Raw genomic sequence first — 16,371 nt, forward strand, 5'->3', positions numbered from 1 at the left:
GACACTGTCCACCCGCGTAGTAGACAGTGTCTACGCGACTGCGGTAGACACTGTCCATGAGCGAACAGGACGAGGGTCTGCGGGCCCGTCTGGTGGCGGTGGGCGTCGAGTTGGTGACCACCAGGGGAATCGACGCGCTGTCCCTGAGGGAGATCGCCCGCAGCGCGGGCGTCTCGCACGGCGCTCCCCGCCGCTACTTCCCCACCCATCTCTCCCTGCTGTCCGCGATCGCCCGGGAGGGCTTCGCCGACCTGGCGCGCAGGGCCGCCGAAGTGACCGACGGCGTTGAACAGGAGCCGCGTGCCCGGGTGGCCGCACTGTGCCGCCTCTACCTCGACTTCGCGCGCACCCGCGGCGGCATGTTCGAGCTGATGTTCCGCCACGACCTGCTGAAGAGCGGTCATCTCGGGCTTCGGGAGACCAGCCTGCCGCTTTTCGGCCGGTTCGTGGACGCGGTGGCCCAGGTGCGGACGCGCCCGCAGGGCGCCCCGCCGCAGGTCGTCGCGACCGCCCTGTGGGCGAATCTGCACGGCATCGCCCAGCTGTGGGGCTGGGGCAGCATCCAGCTCGCGACGGGCACGGAGGACGTGGAGCCGCTGCTGCGTACCGTGCTGGACGCCCATCTCGGGCCGGAGCGCCGGTGAGTGCCCGAACCCCCGCAGGTGCGGGCCACCGGCGGATCACGCTGGCCGGCAGCGTCGTCGGAGCGGCGATCGTGGCACTCGACGGAACCGTGCTGACCATCGTGCAGCCCACCATGCAGCGGGATCTGGGGGCCTCCTTCGAGCAGGTGCAGTGGACCGGCACCGGCTATCTGATCGCGGTGGCCGGCCTGCTCGTCCTCTCCGGCCGTCTCGGCGACCGGTACGGCCACCGGCAGGTGTTCGCCACCGGGATCCTGGGATTCGGCGCGGCCTCCGCCGGGATCGGCCTGGCGTCGGACATCGGCTGGGTGATCGCGCTGCGCGTCGTGCAGGGGGTGTTCGGGGCCCTGCTGCAGCCGGCCACCCTCGGGATGCTGCGGACCGCCTTCCCTCCCGACCGCCTGGGGACGCCCATCGCGCTGCGCACCAGCGCCATCGGCGTGGCGGCCGCCGCCGGTCCGCTCGTCGGCGGGGCGCTGACCGGGCACTTCGGCTGGCGGTCCGTCTTCTGGCTCAATGTCGTACCGGCGCTGGTGATCGGGCTGCTCGTCCTCGCCGTACGGGACCCGGCGCCGGTGGCGACCGGGCCGAGGGCCCGGCTCGATCTGCCCGGCGCCTGTCTGCTCGCGGTCGCCCTGGCCTGTCTGGTGCACACCCTCGTGGGCGTGCCCGGCGCCGGGCATGCCGCGGCGACCGTGGCGGGACTCGGCGCGACCGTGATCGCCGGTGTCGCGTTCGTACGGCACGAGCGGCGCACCCCCGGCCCGCTGGTGCCGCCCGAAGTGCTCGGCTCCACGGCCGTCGCCGCTGCGCTCGGGATGCTGGTGTGCGCGTCGGCGGTGCTGTTCGGGGCCGTGTTCACCGGCACCTACTTCCTGCAGGGCGTCCTCGGCCTGGATCCCTTCGGCAGCGCGCTTCAGGGACTGCCCGGGCCCGCGGCGATCGTGCTGGGCGCGCCGGTCACCGCCGTGCTGCTGCGGCGGTACGGTCCGCGCCGGACCACCGCCGTGGCGATGGCCCTCCTCGTCCTCGGCGCACTCGCGCTGTCCCGCCTCGACCGGGCGTCCGGCGTGACGGCGGTCGGCGGCGCCTTCCTCCTGCTGGGTGCCGGATTCGGTGCCGTGATGGTCGCCGCGACGGCGGTCGTCGTACGCCACGCTCCCACGGAGCACGCGGGCGTGGCGGGCGGACTCCAGCAGACCGCGATGAACGTCGGGCCGGTGCTGGGGGTGGCCGCGGCGACCGCGCTGATGACCCTCACCGCGCCCGGCGGGGGGCCGGTGTCCGCGGAGTCCCTCTCCGGGACGGGGGCGGCGCCGGTGGTTCTGGCGCTCGTTGCGGGGTTCGGCATGTTCCTCGCGACCGCGCTGCCGGGCCGTTCCGGTGCCGCCCCGTCGCGGCCGCGGGTCACCGTATGAGCCTTGGCGGGGTCGTCGTATGACCCCTGGCAGGGGCCCCTGCGCGACCCGGAGCCGGGCACTGTGCGACCCGGAGCCGGGCACTGCGCCGCCGGGTGGCAGGGCGCCGGACAATGTGTCGTACGCATGTTCGAAACTGGTCTATGGTGGAGGTGGGGGAGGTGAGAACGACTGATCCAGGAGGTGCAGGTGTCAGGCTTCACGCATCTGCACACCGTTTCCGGGTTCTCCCTGAGATACGGGGCGTCCCACCCGGAGCGGCTGGCCGGGCGTGCCGCCGAGCGCGGTATGGACGCCCTCGCGCTGACCGACCGCGACACCCTCGCCGGCGCGGTCCGCTTCGCCTCTGCCTGCGCCAAGGAGGGGGTGCGGCCCTTGTTCGGGGTCGACCTCGCCGTGGGGGAGCGGGAGCGGCAGGACGGGCCCGCCGAGCGGCGCCGTACACCGGTGCGCGGCGGGGCGTTCGTCGACGAGTCCGCGCCCCGTACCGTCTTCCTCGCCCGTGACCGCCGGGGCTGGGCCGAGCTGTGCCGGATGATCACCGCCGCCCACGCCGCCGACCCGCGCAGTCCGCTGCTGCCCTGGGACGCCAATCACGGCGACGGGCTGACCGTGCTGCTCGGCCCTGCCTCCGAGGTGGGTGGCGCCCTGGCCGCCGGCCGCCCGGACCGTGCCGCCAAGCTGCTCGCCCCCTGGCGGGAGCGGTACGGCGACCGGCTGCGCCTGGAGGTCGTGCACCACGGCCGCACCGGCACCGGCGCGGGATCGCTGCGGCACGCCGCCCGCACCCTCGGCCTCGCCGCCGAGCAGGGTGTACGGGCGGTGCTGACCAACGCCGTCCGTTACGCCGATCCCGGCCAGGGGCCGGTCGCCGACGTCCTCGACGCGGCCCGCCGCCTGGTGCCGATCGACCCGCGCAAAGGTCTCGACAGCGGCGAGCGCTGGCTCAAGGACACGGCGGCGATGGCCCGCCTCGCCGAGCAGGTCTCGGAGGCCGCCGGTTTCCGGCGCGAACTCGCGCACCGGCTGCTCGCCATGACGGAGGAGACGGCCGCGCAGTGCCTGGTCGATCCCGAGGACGACCTCGGGATCGGCAGCGTCCACTTCCCCGAGCCGGCCCTGGTCGGCGCGGAGTACCGCACGGCGCAGCGGGTGCTGGCCTCCCGGGCCGCCGCCGGGATGGTGCTGCGCGGTTACGACGGCCGGCGCGAGTACTGGGAGCGGGTGCACCACGAGCTGGACATCATCGCCCACCACGGCTTCGCCTCCTACTTCCTGACGGTCGCCCAGGTCGTGGACGACGTCAAAGGGATGGGTATCCGGGTCGCGGCCCGCGGCTCCGGCGCCGGCTCGCTGGTCAACCACCTCCTCGGCATCGCGCACGCCGACCCGATCGAGCACGGCCTGCTGATGGAACGTTTCCTCTCCAAGCGCCGCCGGGTCCTGCCCGACATCGACATCGACGTGGAGTCCGCCCGCCGGCTCGAGGTCTACCGGGCGATCATCGGCCGCTTCGGTGAGGAACGGGTCGCGACCGTCTCCATGCCCGAGACCTACCGTGTCCGCCACGCGGTACGGGACGTGGGCGCCGCCCTGTCCATGGACCCGGCGGAGATCGACCGGATCGCCAAGTCCTTCCCGCACATCCGGGCCCGCGACGCCCGCGTGGCACTGGAGGAGCTGCCGGAGCTGCGCGACGTGGCGGGAGAGGAGCACGGCAGGCTGTGGGAGCTGGTCGAGGCGCTGGACGCGCTGCCCCGCGGGGTCGCCATGCACCCGTGCGGCGTGCTGCTCTCCGACGCCTCGCTGCTCACCCGTACGCCGGTGGTGCCGACCAGCGGCGAGGGATTTCCCATGTCGCAGTTCGACAAGGACGACGTGGAGGAGCTCGGGCTGCTCAAGCTGGACGTCCTCGGTGTGCGGATGCAGTCGGCGATGGCGCACGCGGTCGCAGAGGTGCGGCGGGCGAGCGGCGAGGAGATCGACATCGACGCCGTACCGCCGGGCGACCCGGACACCTACCGGCTCATCAAGTCGACCGAGACGCTGGGCTGCTTCCAGATCGAGTCGCCGGGCCAGCGCGATCTGGTGGGACGGCTGCAGCCGGAGACCTTCGGCGACCTGGTCGTCGACATCTCGCTGTTCCGGCCGGGCCCCGTCGCGGCCGACATGGTGCGGCCGTTCATCGAGGCCAGGCACGGCCGTGCGCCCGCCCGCTATCCGCATCCCGACCTGGAGGAGCCGCTGCGTCAGACGTACGGGGTGGTGGTCTTCCACGAGCAGATCATCGAGATCCTGGACATCATGACCGGCTGCGGACGCGACGAGGCCGACCGGGTGCGGCGCGGTCTGTCCGATCCCGAGTCGCAGGGGAAGATCAAGGCGTGGTTCGCGCAGAGCGCCGGGGCGAGGGGATACGCGCCCGAGGTGATCGGCCGCGCCTGGGAGATCATCGAGGCATTCGGGTCCTACGGCTTCTGCAAGGCGCACGCGGTCGCGTTCGCCGTGCCGACGTACCAGTCGGCGTGGCTCAAGGCGCACCACCCGGCGGCCTTCTACGCCGGGCTGCTCACCCACGACCCCGGCATGTATCCCAAGCGGCTGCTGCTCGCGGACGCACGGCGGCGCGGGGTTCCGGTGCTGCCGCTGGATGTGAACCGGTCGGCGGTCGCCCATCGAATCGAACTGGTGTCTGATGGTGAGGGTTCCGGGCAGTGGGGCCTGCGGCTCGCGCTCTCGGACGTCCACGGCATCAGCGAGGCGGAGGCGGACCGTATCGAGGCCGGGCAGCCGTACTCCTCACTGCTGGACTTCTGGCAGCGGGCCCGTCCCGGGCGGCCGGTCGCCGAGCGGCTCGCCCAGGTCGGCGCGCTCGACGCCTTCGGCGCCAACCGGCGCGACCTGCTGCTGCATCTCGCCGAGCTGCACCGCGGCCGGCGCGGTGCCGCCTCCTACGGCAGCCAGCTCCCCCTCGCCCACGGGCAGAAGACCGCCCCCGTCGGGCTGCCCGACCTCGGCGACGCCGAACGTCTCAGCGCCGAACTGGGGGTGCTCGGCATGGACACCTCCCGCCACCTGATGGCGGATCACCATGCCTTCCTGGCCGAGCTGGGCGTGCTCTCCGCGCAGCGGCTGCGCGGTGCGTCGCACGGGGCGACGGTGCTCGTCGCGGGCGCCAAGGCGGCCACTCAGACCCCGCCGATCCGTTCCGGCAGGCGGGTCATCTTCACCACCCTCGACGACGGCACCGGCCTGGTCGACCTCGCCTTCTTCGACGACAGCCACGCCGCCTGCGCCCACACCGTCTTCCACTCCTGGCTGCTGCTGGTACGCGGAGTGGTGCAGCGGCGCGGACCGCGCAGCCTCAGCGTGGTCGGCTCGGCCGCCTGGAACCTGGCGGAGCTGGTGGAACTGCGGCGCACCGGCGGCCTCGACGCGGTCGCCGCCCGGCTGGCGGCGCCCGCGCCGGGGAACAAGCCGGAAGGTGAATCGGAGAGCGGGTCGGCGCCCGCGCCGGAGAGCGGGAGGGGCGCCGGCGGCGGCCGCCGTATCCAGCTGCCGACCGGCTACGAGCTCAACCCGTGGGCGGATCTCAAACCCGCCGGTGAGCCGGCGGCGGGTGGAAGGAAGTTGTGGCACCAGAGCCCGGGGAGCGCGGGATGATCCTCTGCGTACGTTTCCTGCTCGCACAGCCCGCACCCGGGACGGGAGCGGCCCTGGCGGCACTGCCCGCGCTGCTCGCCCTGTCCGAGGACATCAGCCCTGTCGTCCAGGCCCTGCCGCCGGACGCGGCGCTCGTCGACGTCCGGGGCGCGCAGCGGTACTTCGGGCGGGACGCTGCCCAGCTCGCCGCCCTGCTGCGGGTACGGGCACTCGCGCACTGCGGCGTGGACTGCGTGATCGGCGCCGGCCCCGTACCCATGCTCGCCAGGATGGCGGCACGGGAAGCCGTCCCCGGTACGACCCTGGTGGTGACGGAGGAGGAGTCCGCTGCCTTCCTGGCGGACAAGCCGGTCGCCGCGCTCGACGGGGTGGGACCGGTGACCGCCCGCACCCTGTGCGCGTACGGGCTGGACTCCGTCGGCCGGCTCGCCGGCGCGACCCTCGCGGTGGTCCAGCGGATCCTGGGCGCGCGGGTCGGGCGCGAGGTGTGGGAGCGGGCGCGCGGCATCGACCGTACGGTGGTGGTCCCGAACGCCCTCTCACGCTCCATCGCCGCCGAACGGTCCTTCGGAATCGATGAGTTGGACCAGGCGGAGCACCGGCGGGCGCTGCTCTCGCTCGCGGAGGAGCTGGGTGTGCGGATGCGCGGCGAGCACCAGGTGTGCCGGTCGCTGACGCTCACCGTGCGCTACGCCGACCGGTCAACGACCACCCGTACCCGCACTCTGCGCGAACTCACCGCCCATTCGGGGACGCTCGCCGACGTCGCGTACGCGCTCCACGCGGGGCTCGGGCTGCAGCGGGCCAGGGTGCGTGGCCTGTCGCTGCGGGCGGAGGGCCTGACCGCGGCCGAACGGGCGGCGCGTCAGCTGACGTTCGACCCCGCCGACGAGCGGGCGCGCCGGATCGAGGAAGTGGCGGACCGGGCTCGGGCGAAGTTCGGCCCGCGGGCGGTCGTGCCGGGGTCGCTGGCCGCGTAGAGGCCGAAGTCCTCCCGCGCGGCCGGAGGTTGAAGAAAAGTCAGTCTTTACCGACGCGTAACTTCCCAGTGGTGGTTACTCGCCCGTAAGTTGTCGTGAGCACAGCATATCCAGCCATCGCAACTCCCTTGAGCCGCAAGGAGACCGATCGATGCTGCCTTGGAAACGTGCGCTCAGACCGCTGTCAGCCTTCATGCTTGCAGTGGTCGTCGCCCTCACCCCAGCCGCCACCGCTACCGCGCAAGAGGTCGCTGCCGCCCCCAGTAGTGGCTGGAACGACTACGACTGCAAGCCCTCCGCCGCCCATCCCCGCCCCGTCGTCCTCGTCCACGGAACGTTCGGCAACTCCGTGGACAACTGGCTCGTCCTCGCCCCGTACCTGGTGAAGCGCGGCTACTGCGTCTTCTCCCTCGACTACGGGCAGCTCCCGAACGTGCCCTTCTTCCACGGCCTCGGCCCTGTCGACAAGTCGGCGGAGCAGCTGTCCGCTTACGTCGACCGGGTCCTCACCGCGACCGGCGCCTCCAAGACCGACATCGTCGGCCACTCCCAGGGCGGCATGATGCCGCGCCACTACCTCAAGTTCCTCGGAGGAGCGGAGAAGGTGGGTGCCCTGGTCGGCATCGCGCCGAGCAACCACGGCACCACCCTGAACGGCTTCACCAAACTGCTGCCGTACTTCCCGAGCGTGGGCGACCTGCTGAACGACAGCACCCCCGCCCTCGCCGACCAGGTCGCCGGATCCGACTTCATCACCCGGCTCAACGAGGGCGGCGACACCGTCCCCGGCGTGAAGTACACCGTGATCGCCACCCGCTACGACGAGGTGGTCACTCCCTGGCAGTCGCAGTACCTCAGCGGTCCGAACGTCCGCAACGTACTGCTCCAGGACCTCTGCCCCGTCGACTTCTCCGAGCACGTCGCGATCGGCGTGTTCGACCTGATCGCCTACCACGAGGTCGCCAACGCCCTCGACCCGGCGAACGCGAAGCCCACCACCTGCGCGTCCGTGTTCGACTGACCCACGCACACATGAGGCTGCCCTCCGCCCGAAAGGCGGAGGGCAGCCTCGCCCCGTATCCCTCAGCGGCCGTGCCGCCCGCCCGCAGTCGCGGTCCTGCGCCGGCCGATCCCGAACAGCGCCGCCGTTCGGACCGCGAACGCCGCCCGTGCCGACCGCCGTGGGGCCCACGCCCGGCTCGGCCGCCGGGTTTGGGCCATACGGTGCACGGCCCGCGTCCATGACCGCGGTCCGGGGACTGTTGTGTGGTCGTATGGCCTGAGCTGGACGCGGACGGCGGTATGCCCCCGCCGGCGCCGCAGCCGCGGCGGGAGGAGAGTGAGGTCAGTGGTGCGGGACCCGCAGGACACGCCCTCCGACGACTCGGCAGACGTTCCCTACATGTCGCTGCTCAATCTGCCGCTCAGTTCCGATCTGGACCGCATCGGTGAGCAGATGCACGCTCTCGCCCGGGCGCAGCGAAGCCTGCAAGGGCTGCTCGAGGCGGTACTCGGCATCAGCAGCGCACTGGAGCTGCCGACGGTGCTGCGTCGGATCGTGCGCACGGCCATGGACCTGGTCGGCGCCCGCTACGGGGCCATGGGCGTGCTGGACGACGAGGGAGAACTCCTCGCGGAGTTCATCCCTCTCGGTCTCAGCACCCAGGAGCTGGCAAATCTCTCCGGGGTGGAGCTGCCCCGGGGGCGTGGCCTGCTGGGGCACCTGATCCATCATCCGGAGCCGTTACGGGTGGAGAACATCGCCGACCACGCGGAGTCCGCCGGCTTCCCGCCCGGCCACCCGCCGATGCGTTCGCTGCTCGGGGTCGCCATCTCCGTCCGGGGCCGTGTGTACGGCAACCTGTACTTGTCCGACCGGCAGGACGGCAAGCCGTTCGACCGGCACGACGAGGGGGTGATCCTGGCGCTTGCCGGGACCGCGGGTGTCGCGATCGAGAACGCCCGCCTGTATCACCAGGTCCGCAACAGCGCCGAGCAGTTCCAACGGTTGCTGCTGCCTCAACTGCTGGACCTGCAGCCGTTCGAGTCGTGCACGATCTACCGGCCGGCCAACGCGCCCGGGCACCTGGGCGGTGACTGGTACGACGCGGTGAAACTCCCCGACGGTTCCTGCGTCGCGATCATCGGTGATGTGGTGGGCCACGACATGAGGGCGGCAGCCGCGATGTCCCAGACCCGTAGCATGCTGCGGGCGCTGTCGTTCGACGCGGAAAGCCCGCCCAGTTCGTCACTGGCACAACTGGACCGGATCATGCACATGACCGGCGGCCATCTCGTCACCACGGCGTGCGTGGCCCGCATCGAGCCCGCTGATCACGGCTGGGTCCTGCGGTGGTCCAGCGCGGGACACCCGCCGCCTCTCGTCCTGCTGCCCGACGGCGACGTGCGCTACCTCGAGGCGGAACCAGGGCTGCCGCTCGGGGTGGACGCCACCCTGCCCCGGCCCGACCACACCTTCCCCCTGCCGGCGAACAGCACCGTCATCCTCTACACGGACGGACTGGTCGAACGGCACGACCAGCCGCTGGACCGCGGGCTGGACTCGCTCGCCGCCACGGCCCACCGGCACGCTCAGGCGCCGGTCGACCAGTTGTGCAAAGCCCTGGCCGACCATCACCCCAGCGACGGTCACGACGACATGGCCGTCCTCATCCTGCGCACCCCCACGACCACCGGCGAAGCGCCGCCGAGCGATCAGGCCCAGCGGCGGGAGCCGGATCAGGAAACGGGATACGGCGGCCGACCGCGCGAGACGGATCCGCTGTACACATCGGGGCAGCGCGCACATCCCACGCGCCCATGGCCACCCTGACAGCCGTTGCCGGTCCGCACTTCGCACGAACCGCTTCTGCGGTGGCGCCGTGCGGCCACTGACCGTGCCGTGCCACCGAAGGCATGTCGTTCCATGGGGTGCCCCGGAACGGTGAGGCGATTTCGAGTGCGCTCTACGCATGTTCGCGCAACTCCTCACGGCCACAGGTGCTCGCGGCCCGGACCATGGTTCCGGACCCCATGACAAACCATGGACGCCCAAACGGCGTCCGTGCCCCAGGACCGGCGGCCGGGCGGGCGTGGGCGGGAACAGCGGGGCCCGTTCGGGTGCTGATCCGGATATGACCTCACACTCAACGCACACGAAGACGGGCCGGGGACACCGGATCACCGTCGAGGCCGGGACCGAGCACGTCCGCGTCGTCCGGGACGGAAGGACGCTCGCCGAGAGCCGGCAGCCCCTGGTCCTGCGCGAGACCGGCTGTCCGGACCGGTACTACCTGCCGCCCGCCGACGTACGGACCGACCTCCTGACCCCCTCCGGCACCCGCACCCACTGCCCGTTCAAGGGCGACGCCTCCTACTGGTCGGTGCCCGGCGCGGACGATCTGGTCTGGGCGTACCTCGACCCAAAACCAGGCGTGGCCGCCATCGCGGGGCACTACTGCTTCTACGACACGGAGGTGGTGGGCTGACCGACGCCCCGAGTTCGGGCGGGCCGTCCCGGAGCACGTCGAGCAGGCTCTCGCCGGTCACGACGACACCCACGCGAGGGACAAAGCTCTGTATCTTTCCTGGCTGGCGGAGGCTTACCTGACGGCCGGTGAGGTCGACCAGGCCGCCGCGGTCACCGGCCAGGCTCTCGCTCTGACGAACGGCGTCGCATCCGTGCGGCCCAGGAAACGGCTTCAGTCGGTACTCGAGCGGCTCGCGCCCCATTGCGGAAACGCAGCGGTCGACGACGCGCTCGAGCGAGCGGCTGTGCTCTGACCTACCTGCCGTTCTCCGGAGCGGTGTTCTTCGCCACCCAGCTCAGACACCCTTTGGACCCCGCGACAACGGGCACTGCCTGCACCTGCGGCGTCTCCCAGGGGTGGTGCTCCAGCAGATGCGTCTCGAGCTCGGGGTAGCGCTCGGTGCGTGTGGTCAGCAGCAGCTGCCACTCCTCACCGGTGCCGAACTCCCCGAGGTGCCAGAAGACGGACGTCACGGGGCCGATGACCTGAGCCCCGGCCGCAAGCCGCTCGCGGACGGCGGATTTCGCCAACTCGATTGCTTGGTCCCGGGTTTCAGTCGCAGTGGACACCTGCACGAAGTCGGTCATGACCGGCAGCCTAGCCGCCGGTACCCGAGGCCGACGGCACCTGGCGCCGACAGGCCCTCGGTGATCACGAGTCGCGTCGTTGACGGGACCATGCCGGGCTTGTCCGTCATGCCCGAACGCGCTGCTTGTCAAGACGCACTGGACTGATCGGTTCGCGCGGGCCCCCGATCTCGATCAGTGGCCGCAACCGCCTCGGGCCCGGCAGCGGAGCAGCGTCCCGGTCCGCGATCCTGGTGGCCCGTCCGGGCCGGGCCCGTCAGCCGATGCGGCGGTAGCGGCGTTCCGGGCGGCCTGTGCCGCCGTAGCGCAGGGTCACCTCGGCGCGGCCCGTCTCCGCGAAGTACTCGAGGTAGCGGCGGGCGCTGACGCGCGACAGTGAGCCGGCCTGGGCGCATTCGGAGGCGGACAGGTCGCCCGGGTGCTCGCGCAGGATCCGCTCGACAAGCTCGGCCGTGTGAGGAGCGAGGCCCTTGGGCAGTTCACGGGAGCCGGGGGGCCTGGCGCCGAAGATCTGGTCGACGTCCTCCTGGCGGGCCTCGTCCATCCGGTCGAGACGCGAGCGCAGCGCCGCCACATGCCGGAGCTGCTCATGGAGGGCGGCCTGGTTGAAGGGCTTGATCAGATAGTGCAGAGCGCCCGCGCGCAGGGCGCAGCGGATGACCGCGGCGTCGCGGGCGGCCGTGATGAAGAGGGCGTCGACGGGCGGTCGGGCACGGTCGAGCGCCTCCGCGGCCCGCAGCTCGCGCAGTACGGCGATCCCGTCCATGTCGGGCAGATAGACGTCGAGCAGCACGAGGTGGGGCCGCAGCCGCTCGGCGGCGCGCAGCGCCTCCGCGCCGCTGTGGGCCACCCCGACGACCGTGAACCCCTCCGCCTGGGACACATAGCGGCTGTGCAGCTTGGCGACCATGAAGTCGTCGTCCACCACCAGCACCTTTGTCACGACGTCACGCTAAGCCGCGACCACAAGGTTCACAACGTCCGTTGATTCCGGAAGAGAGACAGCTTCTTAACGCGCAGGCAACATGTGGGCCACTTCACACATCCACGACGAGAGGCGATCAGTTGCGAATGCGCACCCCCATTGCCCTGCTCGGGGCGGCGCTGCTGGTGCTCGTGGGGCCGCCGCTGCTCACTACGGGCAGCGGTGCCGAGACCGGGACGCAGATCCCCGGACTGCGGTTCATGGTTCCCAACACGCCCGGCGGCGGCTACGACATCACCGCCCGCACCGCCGCGAAGAACGCAGAGGACGCAGGGCTCACCCACAACATCGAGGTCTTCAACCTGCCCGGCGCCGGCGGCACCGTCGGTCTGGCCCGGCTCGCAGGCGAGCACGGCAACGGCAAGCTGGCCATGTCCATGGGCCTCGGCGTCGTCGGCGCCGTACACACCAACAAGTCGCCCAAGACGCTCGCCGACACCACCCCCATCGCCCGGCTCACGGAGGAGCAGGACATCGTGGTGGTGTCCAAGGACTCCCCGTACAAGAGCATCGGCCAACTGCTCGAGGCGTGGAAGAAGGACCCGGGCAAGCTGCCCGTCGGCGGCGGTTCGTCGCCCGGCGGGCCGGACCACCTCGCGCCGATGCTGATGGCGAAGGCCGCGGGGATCGCCCCCAAGACCGTCAACTACATCCCCTTCGACGGCGGCGGCGAACTGCTGGCCTCCATCCTCGGCAACAAGGTCGCCTTCGGTGTCTCCGGAGTGGGGGAGTACCTCGACCAGATCAAGTCGGGCGAGCTGCGGCTGCTGGCCGTCACGGGACCCGAGCGTGTCCCCGGTCTCGACGCTCCCACCCTGCGCGAAGCCGGCCTCGACACCGAGTTCACCAACTGGCGCGGCATCGTCGCACCGCCCGGCCTGTCCGAGCCGGAGCGGGACAAGCTCATCGGGCTCGTCACCAAGCTGCACGACTCCCAGGAGTGGCGGGACTCCATGAAGAAGAACGGCTGGGACGACGCCTTCCTCGCCGGCGACGAGTTCGGCGACTTCCTCGACCAACAGGACGACAGCGTCGACCAGGTGCTGAAGGAGCTGGGGCTGTGAGCACGACAGAGACCGGCAGCCGGCGCTCCTGGCTGCGTGAACACTCCGAGCTCGGCGTCGGCCTGCTGCTTCTCGTCATCGGTGTCCTCGTCCTCACGGACGCGCTCACCATGGATGTCGACATCGCCCAGCGCGGGCCCGTCGGCCCCAAGACCGTTCCGGTCGTCGTCGGCCTCGGCCTGCTGGTCGTCGCCGTCCTCCTCGCGATCGACGTGCTCAGAGGCGGCCGGGGCGAGGCGGAGGGCGGCGAGGACATCGACCTCTCGGAGCCGAGCGACTGGCGGACGGTCCTGCTCCTCGCCGGGGTGTTCCTCGGCAACGCCGTCCTCATCGGACCGCTCGGCTTCCCGATCTCCGGCGCGCTGCTCTTCTGGGGTTCCGCCTACGCGCTCGGCAGCCGTCGCGTCGACCGTGACCCGCTGATCGCGGCCGTCCTGTCCCTCGTCACCTACTTCGTCTTCAACAACCTGCTCGGCGTACCGCTGCCCGGTGGCCCGCTGATGGGAGTGCTCTGATGGATTCCCTGAACTCCCTCCTCGACGGCTTCGGCACGGCGCTCACTCCGATCAACCTGCTCTGGGCCGCCATAGGCGTCCTGCTCGGTACGGCCATCGGCGTCCTGCCCGGTATCGGTCCGGCCATGGCCGTCGCGCTGCTGCTGCCCGTCACGTACGGTCTCGAGCCGACCGGCGCGTTCATCATGTTCGCCGGCATCTACTACGGGGCCATGTTCGGCGGCTCCACCACCTCGATCCTGCTCAACACGCCCGGTGAGAGCGCGGCCGTCGTCGCCGCGATCGAGGGCAACCCGATGGCGAAGGCGGGCCGCGGCGCCCAGGCGCTGGCCGCGGCGGCGGGCGGACACTTCGCGGGCGGTCTGATCGGCACCGTCCTGCTGGTGGCGCTCGCCCCGACGGTGGCCGAGCTGGCCGTCGACATCGGCGCCCCCGACTACTTCGCCATCATGGTGCTGGCGTTCATCGCCGTCACCTCGGTGCTCGGCTCCTCGCGGATCCGGGGCCTCGCGTCGCTGCTCATCGGTCTCACCCTCGGCCTCGTCGGACTCGACCAGATGACCGGTCAGCAGCGGCTGACCTTCGGGTCGCTCCAGCTCGCCGACGGCATCGACGTCGTCATCGTCGCGGTCGGTCTCTTCGCGATCGGCGAGGCCCTGTGGGTCGCCGCCCACCTGCGGCGCACCAGCGGCGACGCGATCCCGGTCGGCAGGCCGTGGCTGGCGAAGTCCGATGTGAAGCGCACCTGGAAGCCCTGGCTGCGCGGACCCGTCATCGGCTTCCCGTTCGGCGCGATCCCCGCCGGCGGCGCGGAGATCCCCACCTTCCTTTCGTACGTCACAGAGAAGCGGCTGTCCAAGCACAAGGACGAGTTCGGCAAGGGCGCCATCGAGGGCGTGGCCGGACCCGAGTCGGCCGCCTCCGCGTCCGCCGCGGGCACGCTCGTCTCGATGCTCACCCTCGGCCTGCCCACGACCGCCGTCGCGGCGGTCATGCTGGCCGCGTTCCAGCAGTACGGCATCCAGCCCGGCCCGCTGCTCTTCGAGCGCGAGCCGGACCTGGTGTGGGGCCTGATCGCCTCGCTGTTCGTCGGCATGGTGCTGCTGCTCGCGCTCAACCTGCCGCTCGCGCCGCTCTGGGCCAAGCTGCTGCGCATCCCGCGGCCCTACCTCTACGCCGGCATCCTGTTCTTCGCGGCGGTCGGTGCGTACGCGGTCGGCGGTGAGGCCATCGACCTGGTGATCCTGCTGATCATCGGCCTGATCGGCTTCGGAATGCGGCGTTACGGACTCCCCGTCCTGCCCGCCGTCATCGGTGTCATCCTCGGCCCTGCGGCGGAGCAGCAGTTGCGGCGCGCGCTCCAGATCAGCGACGGCAGCGCCGTCGGACTCGTCAACACGCCGTTCTCGGTGACGGTGTACGCGGTGGTCGTGGTGCTGCTGGCCTGGCCCTGGCTGAAGAAGCTCCTCATGCGGAACCGGAACCGGAATCAGTCGGTCTGAGGTGCGAGGACGTGAGGGGGCGGGCCATCGTGGTGGCCCGCCCCCTCACCCGTTCACGACGTCAGCAGATCGGTGAAGCGGCCCGCGCGGGCGAGACGTTCCAGCTCGTCGAGAGCACGGACGGCCTGTGTCGCGGCCTGCGGGTCCCGGTCGGTCAGACCGCTCGCATCGAACTCGTCTTCGTCCAGCCGGAGGATCTCCTTGCCGTCCGCCGAGACCCACAGATCGAGGTCCAGGTCCTCGACGCTCAGCTCGGCGCCGTCGTCCGCCAGCACGGCGGGCCGGGTGATGTCGCAGTACCAGCCCTTCAGGGTGCCGTCGCCGGTGCGGACCTCCTTGACCGAGTACCAGCGGTCCCGCCAGTAGTGCTCGGTGAACACGTCCCCGGCCTCGAAGCGTACGAAGCCGAAGTCGCGCGTCCCCGGCGCGGCCCACGGGGCGCGGACCGTGAGCCGGGTGCCGTCGTCGGTGAGCAGCTGTGCGGGGTATCGGATCTTCGTGGCACCGGCCTTGACGAGCCGTACCTCAATCGAGGGGGCGGACATGGCGGACCTCCGTCGCACAGATCTCGTAGCCGAACCACCTGTTGATCGCGAGCATAGGGCCGTTGTCGGCGTCGTTGCTGGTGAAGGCGTCCGTGTACCCCGCCGCGCGGGCCCGGTGAAGCGAGTCCGTCTTGGCCAGTTTGGCCAGTCCCCTGCCGCGGTGGGCGCGCATCGTGCCGGTCATGCCGGTCGCGTAACGGGTGTTGCCGTCGGTCAGGGCCGCGGTGTAGGCCGCGACGCTGCCGTCGACCACGACGACCGTGGTGAGACGGCGGTCGAGCAACGGGTCGTTCCAGGTGTGGGTGATCCAGTCCTCGTAGTCGTCGAGGCTGCTGCTGATGTCCCCCGGTTCGTCCGCGGTCGCCTCCGCGTCCGCGTCGAACAGCGGGCGCGGGTCGTCCTCGAAGTCGGCGGCGGTGCGCAGTTCGACGCCGGGTGGCAGGTCGGACGGTGCCGGCAGACCGGGGAGCGGGCCGTTCGCCAGGTCCAGCCGCTGGAAGTGGGCGGCACGGGTGGGGGAGTAGCCCCGCTTCTCGGCGAAGGCGAGGTTCCGCGGGTCGTCGAGGACCCACGCGTACACGTTGGTCGCGCCTTCCGCCCCGAGGTGGTCCTCGGCGACGCGCAGCAGGAGACCACCGGCGCCGTGCCCCCGGTGGTCGGGGTGCACATGCGGGGTGACGAACGACTGGCCGGGCTCCGTGGAGTCGTACGCGATGCCGGCATGGGCCGTCCCGATCAGCTCCCCGTCCTTCTCCGCGACCAGCAGACGGTATTTCTTGGCGGGGTTGGCCGTCTCGACGCCGAGGAGGAGGGACGCGGGCGTCATCACCTCGAAGGGCAGACAGGCACGCCGTACCCGCGTCACGGCCTCGGCGTCCTCGGGACGGAAATCACGGACGATCACAGTCATGGGGACGGACGCTACGCGTGTGGGCGGC

The 16,371-nt window shown here is 71.5% G+C and carries 14 protein-coding genes; 10 read left to right on the forward strand and 4 right to left on the reverse strand.

The genetic code is table 11. The features are described 5' to 3' along the window. The first annotated feature begins 56 nt into the window (after positions 1 to 56). The 7 genes from ACFYV1_RS22725 to ACFYV1_RS22755 all read left to right on the forward strand — a co-directional run bounded on the left by ACFYV1_RS22725 (position 57) and on the right by ACFYV1_RS22755 (position 10,193). On the forward strand, positions 57 to 644 hold the full coding sequence (locus ACFYV1_RS22725; RefSeq protein ID WP_389397359.1) for a TetR/AcrR family transcriptional regulator: 588 nt from the start codon (positions 57 to 59) through the stop codon (positions 642 to 644). Further along, positions 641 to 2,062 carry an MFS transporter gene (locus tag ACFYV1_RS22730; protein WP_389397360.1) on the forward strand — a complete coding sequence of 474 codons (1,422 nt, stop codon included), beginning with the start codon at positions 641 to 643 and terminating at the stop codon, positions 2,060 to 2,062. The genes ACFYV1_RS22725 and ACFYV1_RS22730 overlap by 4 nt, the downstream gene beginning before the upstream one ends. A 189-nt stretch (positions 2,063 to 2,251) precedes the next feature. Further along, positions 2,252 to 5,725 (forward strand): DNA polymerase III subunit alpha, encoded by a 3,474-nt coding sequence (locus ACFYV1_RS22735; RefSeq protein WP_389397361.1) that lies wholly within the window; start codon positions 2,252 to 2,254, stop codon positions 5,723 to 5,725. After that, on the forward strand, positions 5,722 to 6,705 hold the full coding sequence (locus ACFYV1_RS22740; RefSeq protein ID WP_389397362.1) for a hypothetical protein: 984 nt from the start codon (positions 5,722 to 5,724) through the stop codon (positions 6,703 to 6,705). Before ACFYV1_RS22735 ends, ACFYV1_RS22740 begins: the two co-directional genes overlap by 4 nt. A 151-nt stretch (positions 6,706 to 6,856) precedes the next feature. Further along, on the forward strand, positions 6,857 to 7,726 hold the full coding sequence (locus ACFYV1_RS22745) for an esterase/lipase family protein (protein ID WP_389397363.1): 870 nt from the start codon (positions 6,857 to 6,859) through the stop codon (positions 7,724 to 7,726). Positions 7,727 to 8,107: 381 nt separating this feature from the next. Continuing rightward, entirely contained in the window at positions 8,108 to 9,538 is a 1,431-nt protein-coding gene (locus ACFYV1_RS22750; protein WP_389397698.1) for a PP2C family protein-serine/threonine phosphatase, read from the forward strand. Between the two features lie 301 nt (positions 9,539 to 9,839). After that, positions 9,840 to 10,193, forward strand: a complete 354-nt coding sequence (locus ACFYV1_RS22755; protein ID WP_389397364.1) for a DUF427 domain-containing protein — start codon at positions 9,840 to 9,842, stop codon at positions 10,191 to 10,193. A gap of 296 nt (positions 10,194 to 10,489) precedes the next feature. On the opposite strand, the gene cutA is transcribed toward ACFYV1_RS22755, so the two are convergent. Together cutA and ACFYV1_RS22765 are read right to left on the reverse strand one after the other, a co-directional pair. Next, the gene (cutA, locus tag ACFYV1_RS22760; protein ID WP_389397365.1) at positions 10,490 to 10,822 is read right to left on the reverse strand and encodes a divalent-cation tolerance protein CutA; all 333 of its coding nucleotides are present in this window, start codon (positions 10,820 to 10,822) and stop codon (positions 10,490 to 10,492) included. Between the two features lie 256 nt (positions 10,823 to 11,078). After that, the gene (locus tag ACFYV1_RS22765) at positions 11,079 to 11,732 is read right to left on the reverse strand and encodes a response regulator (RefSeq protein WP_389397699.1); all 654 of its coding nucleotides are present in this window, start codon (positions 11,730 to 11,732) and stop codon (positions 11,079 to 11,081) included. A 155-nt stretch (positions 11,733 to 11,887) separates the two neighbouring features. On the opposite strand from ACFYV1_RS22765, the gene ACFYV1_RS22770 reads away from it, so the two are divergent. The 3 genes from ACFYV1_RS22770 to ACFYV1_RS22780 are packed head-to-tail and all read left to right on the forward strand — an operon-like array spanning position 11,888 to position 14,888. Beyond that, complete coding sequence (locus ACFYV1_RS22770) at positions 11,888 to 12,871, forward strand: Bug family tripartite tricarboxylate transporter substrate binding protein (RefSeq protein WP_389397366.1); 984 nt, start codon at positions 11,888 to 11,890, stop codon at positions 12,869 to 12,871. Beyond that, positions 12,868 to 13,386, forward strand: a complete 519-nt coding sequence (locus tag ACFYV1_RS22775) for a tripartite tricarboxylate transporter TctB family protein (protein ID WP_389397367.1) — start codon at positions 12,868 to 12,870, stop codon at positions 13,384 to 13,386. The genes ACFYV1_RS22770 and ACFYV1_RS22775 overlap by 4 nt, the downstream gene beginning before the upstream one ends. Continuing rightward, positions 13,386 to 14,888 carry a tripartite tricarboxylate transporter permease gene (locus tag ACFYV1_RS22780; RefSeq protein WP_389397368.1) on the forward strand — a complete coding sequence of 501 codons (1,503 nt, stop codon included), beginning with the start codon at positions 13,386 to 13,388 and terminating at the stop codon, positions 14,886 to 14,888. The genes ACFYV1_RS22775 and ACFYV1_RS22780 overlap by 1 nt, the downstream gene beginning before the upstream one ends. Positions 14,889 to 14,941: 53 nt before the next feature. Here ACFYV1_RS22780 and ACFYV1_RS22785 read toward each other — a convergent pair whose 3' ends face one another. Both ACFYV1_RS22785 and ACFYV1_RS22790 read right to left on the reverse strand, forming a co-directional pair. Further along, positions 14,942 to 15,433, reverse strand: a complete 492-nt coding sequence (locus ACFYV1_RS22785; RefSeq protein ID WP_389397369.1) for a DUF402 domain-containing protein — start codon at positions 15,431 to 15,433, stop codon at positions 14,942 to 14,944. After that, entirely contained in the window at positions 15,414 to 16,343 is a 930-nt protein-coding gene (locus ACFYV1_RS22790) for a GNAT family N-acetyltransferase (RefSeq protein ID WP_389397370.1), read from the reverse strand. Before ACFYV1_RS22790 ends, ACFYV1_RS22785 begins: the two co-directional genes overlap by 20 nt. Positions 16,344 to 16,371: the final 28 nt, after the last annotated feature.

This window comes from Streptomyces sp. NPDC003023 (assembly GCF_042888225.1).
Classification (GTDB): Bacteria; Actinomycetota; Actinomycetes; order Streptomycetales; family Streptomycetaceae; genus Streptomyces.

Coding starts and splice junctions, on each gene's coding strand:
- ACFYV1_RS22725 (WP_389397359.1), top strand. CDS start 57: ATGAGCGAACAGGACGAGGGTCTGCGGGCCCGTCTGGTGGCGGTGGGC.
- ACFYV1_RS22740 (WP_389397362.1), top strand. CDS start 5,722: ATGATCCTCTGCGTACGTTTCCTGCTCGCACAGCCCGCACCCGGGACG.
- ACFYV1_RS22745 (WP_389397363.1), top strand. CDS start 6,857: ATGCTGCCTTGGAAACGTGCGCTCAGACCGCTGTCAGCCTTCATGCTT.
- ACFYV1_RS22750 (WP_389397698.1), top strand. CDS start 8,108: ATGTCGCTGCTCAATCTGCCGCTCAGTTCCGATCTGGACCGCATCGGT.
- ACFYV1_RS22755 (WP_389397364.1), top strand. CDS start 9,840: ATGACCTCACACTCAACGCACACGAAGACGGGCCGGGGACACCGGATC.
- cutA (WP_389397365.1), bottom strand. CDS start 10,822: ATGACCGACTTCGTGCAGGTGTCCACTGCGACTGAAACCCGGGACCAA.
- ACFYV1_RS22765 (WP_389397699.1), bottom strand. CDS start 11,732: ATGGTCGCCAAGCTGCACAGCCGCTATGTGTCCCAGGCGGAGGGGTTC.
- ACFYV1_RS22780 (WP_389397368.1), top strand. CDS start 13,386: ATGGATTCCCTGAACTCCCTCCTCGACGGCTTCGGCACGGCGCTCACT.
- ACFYV1_RS22785 (WP_389397369.1), bottom strand. CDS start 15,433: ATGTCCGCCCCCTCGATTGAGGTACGGCTCGTCAAGGCCGGTGCCACG.
- ACFYV1_RS22790 (WP_389397370.1), bottom strand. CDS start 16,343: ATGACTGTGATCGTCCGTGATTTCCGTCCCGAGGACGCCGAGGCCGTG.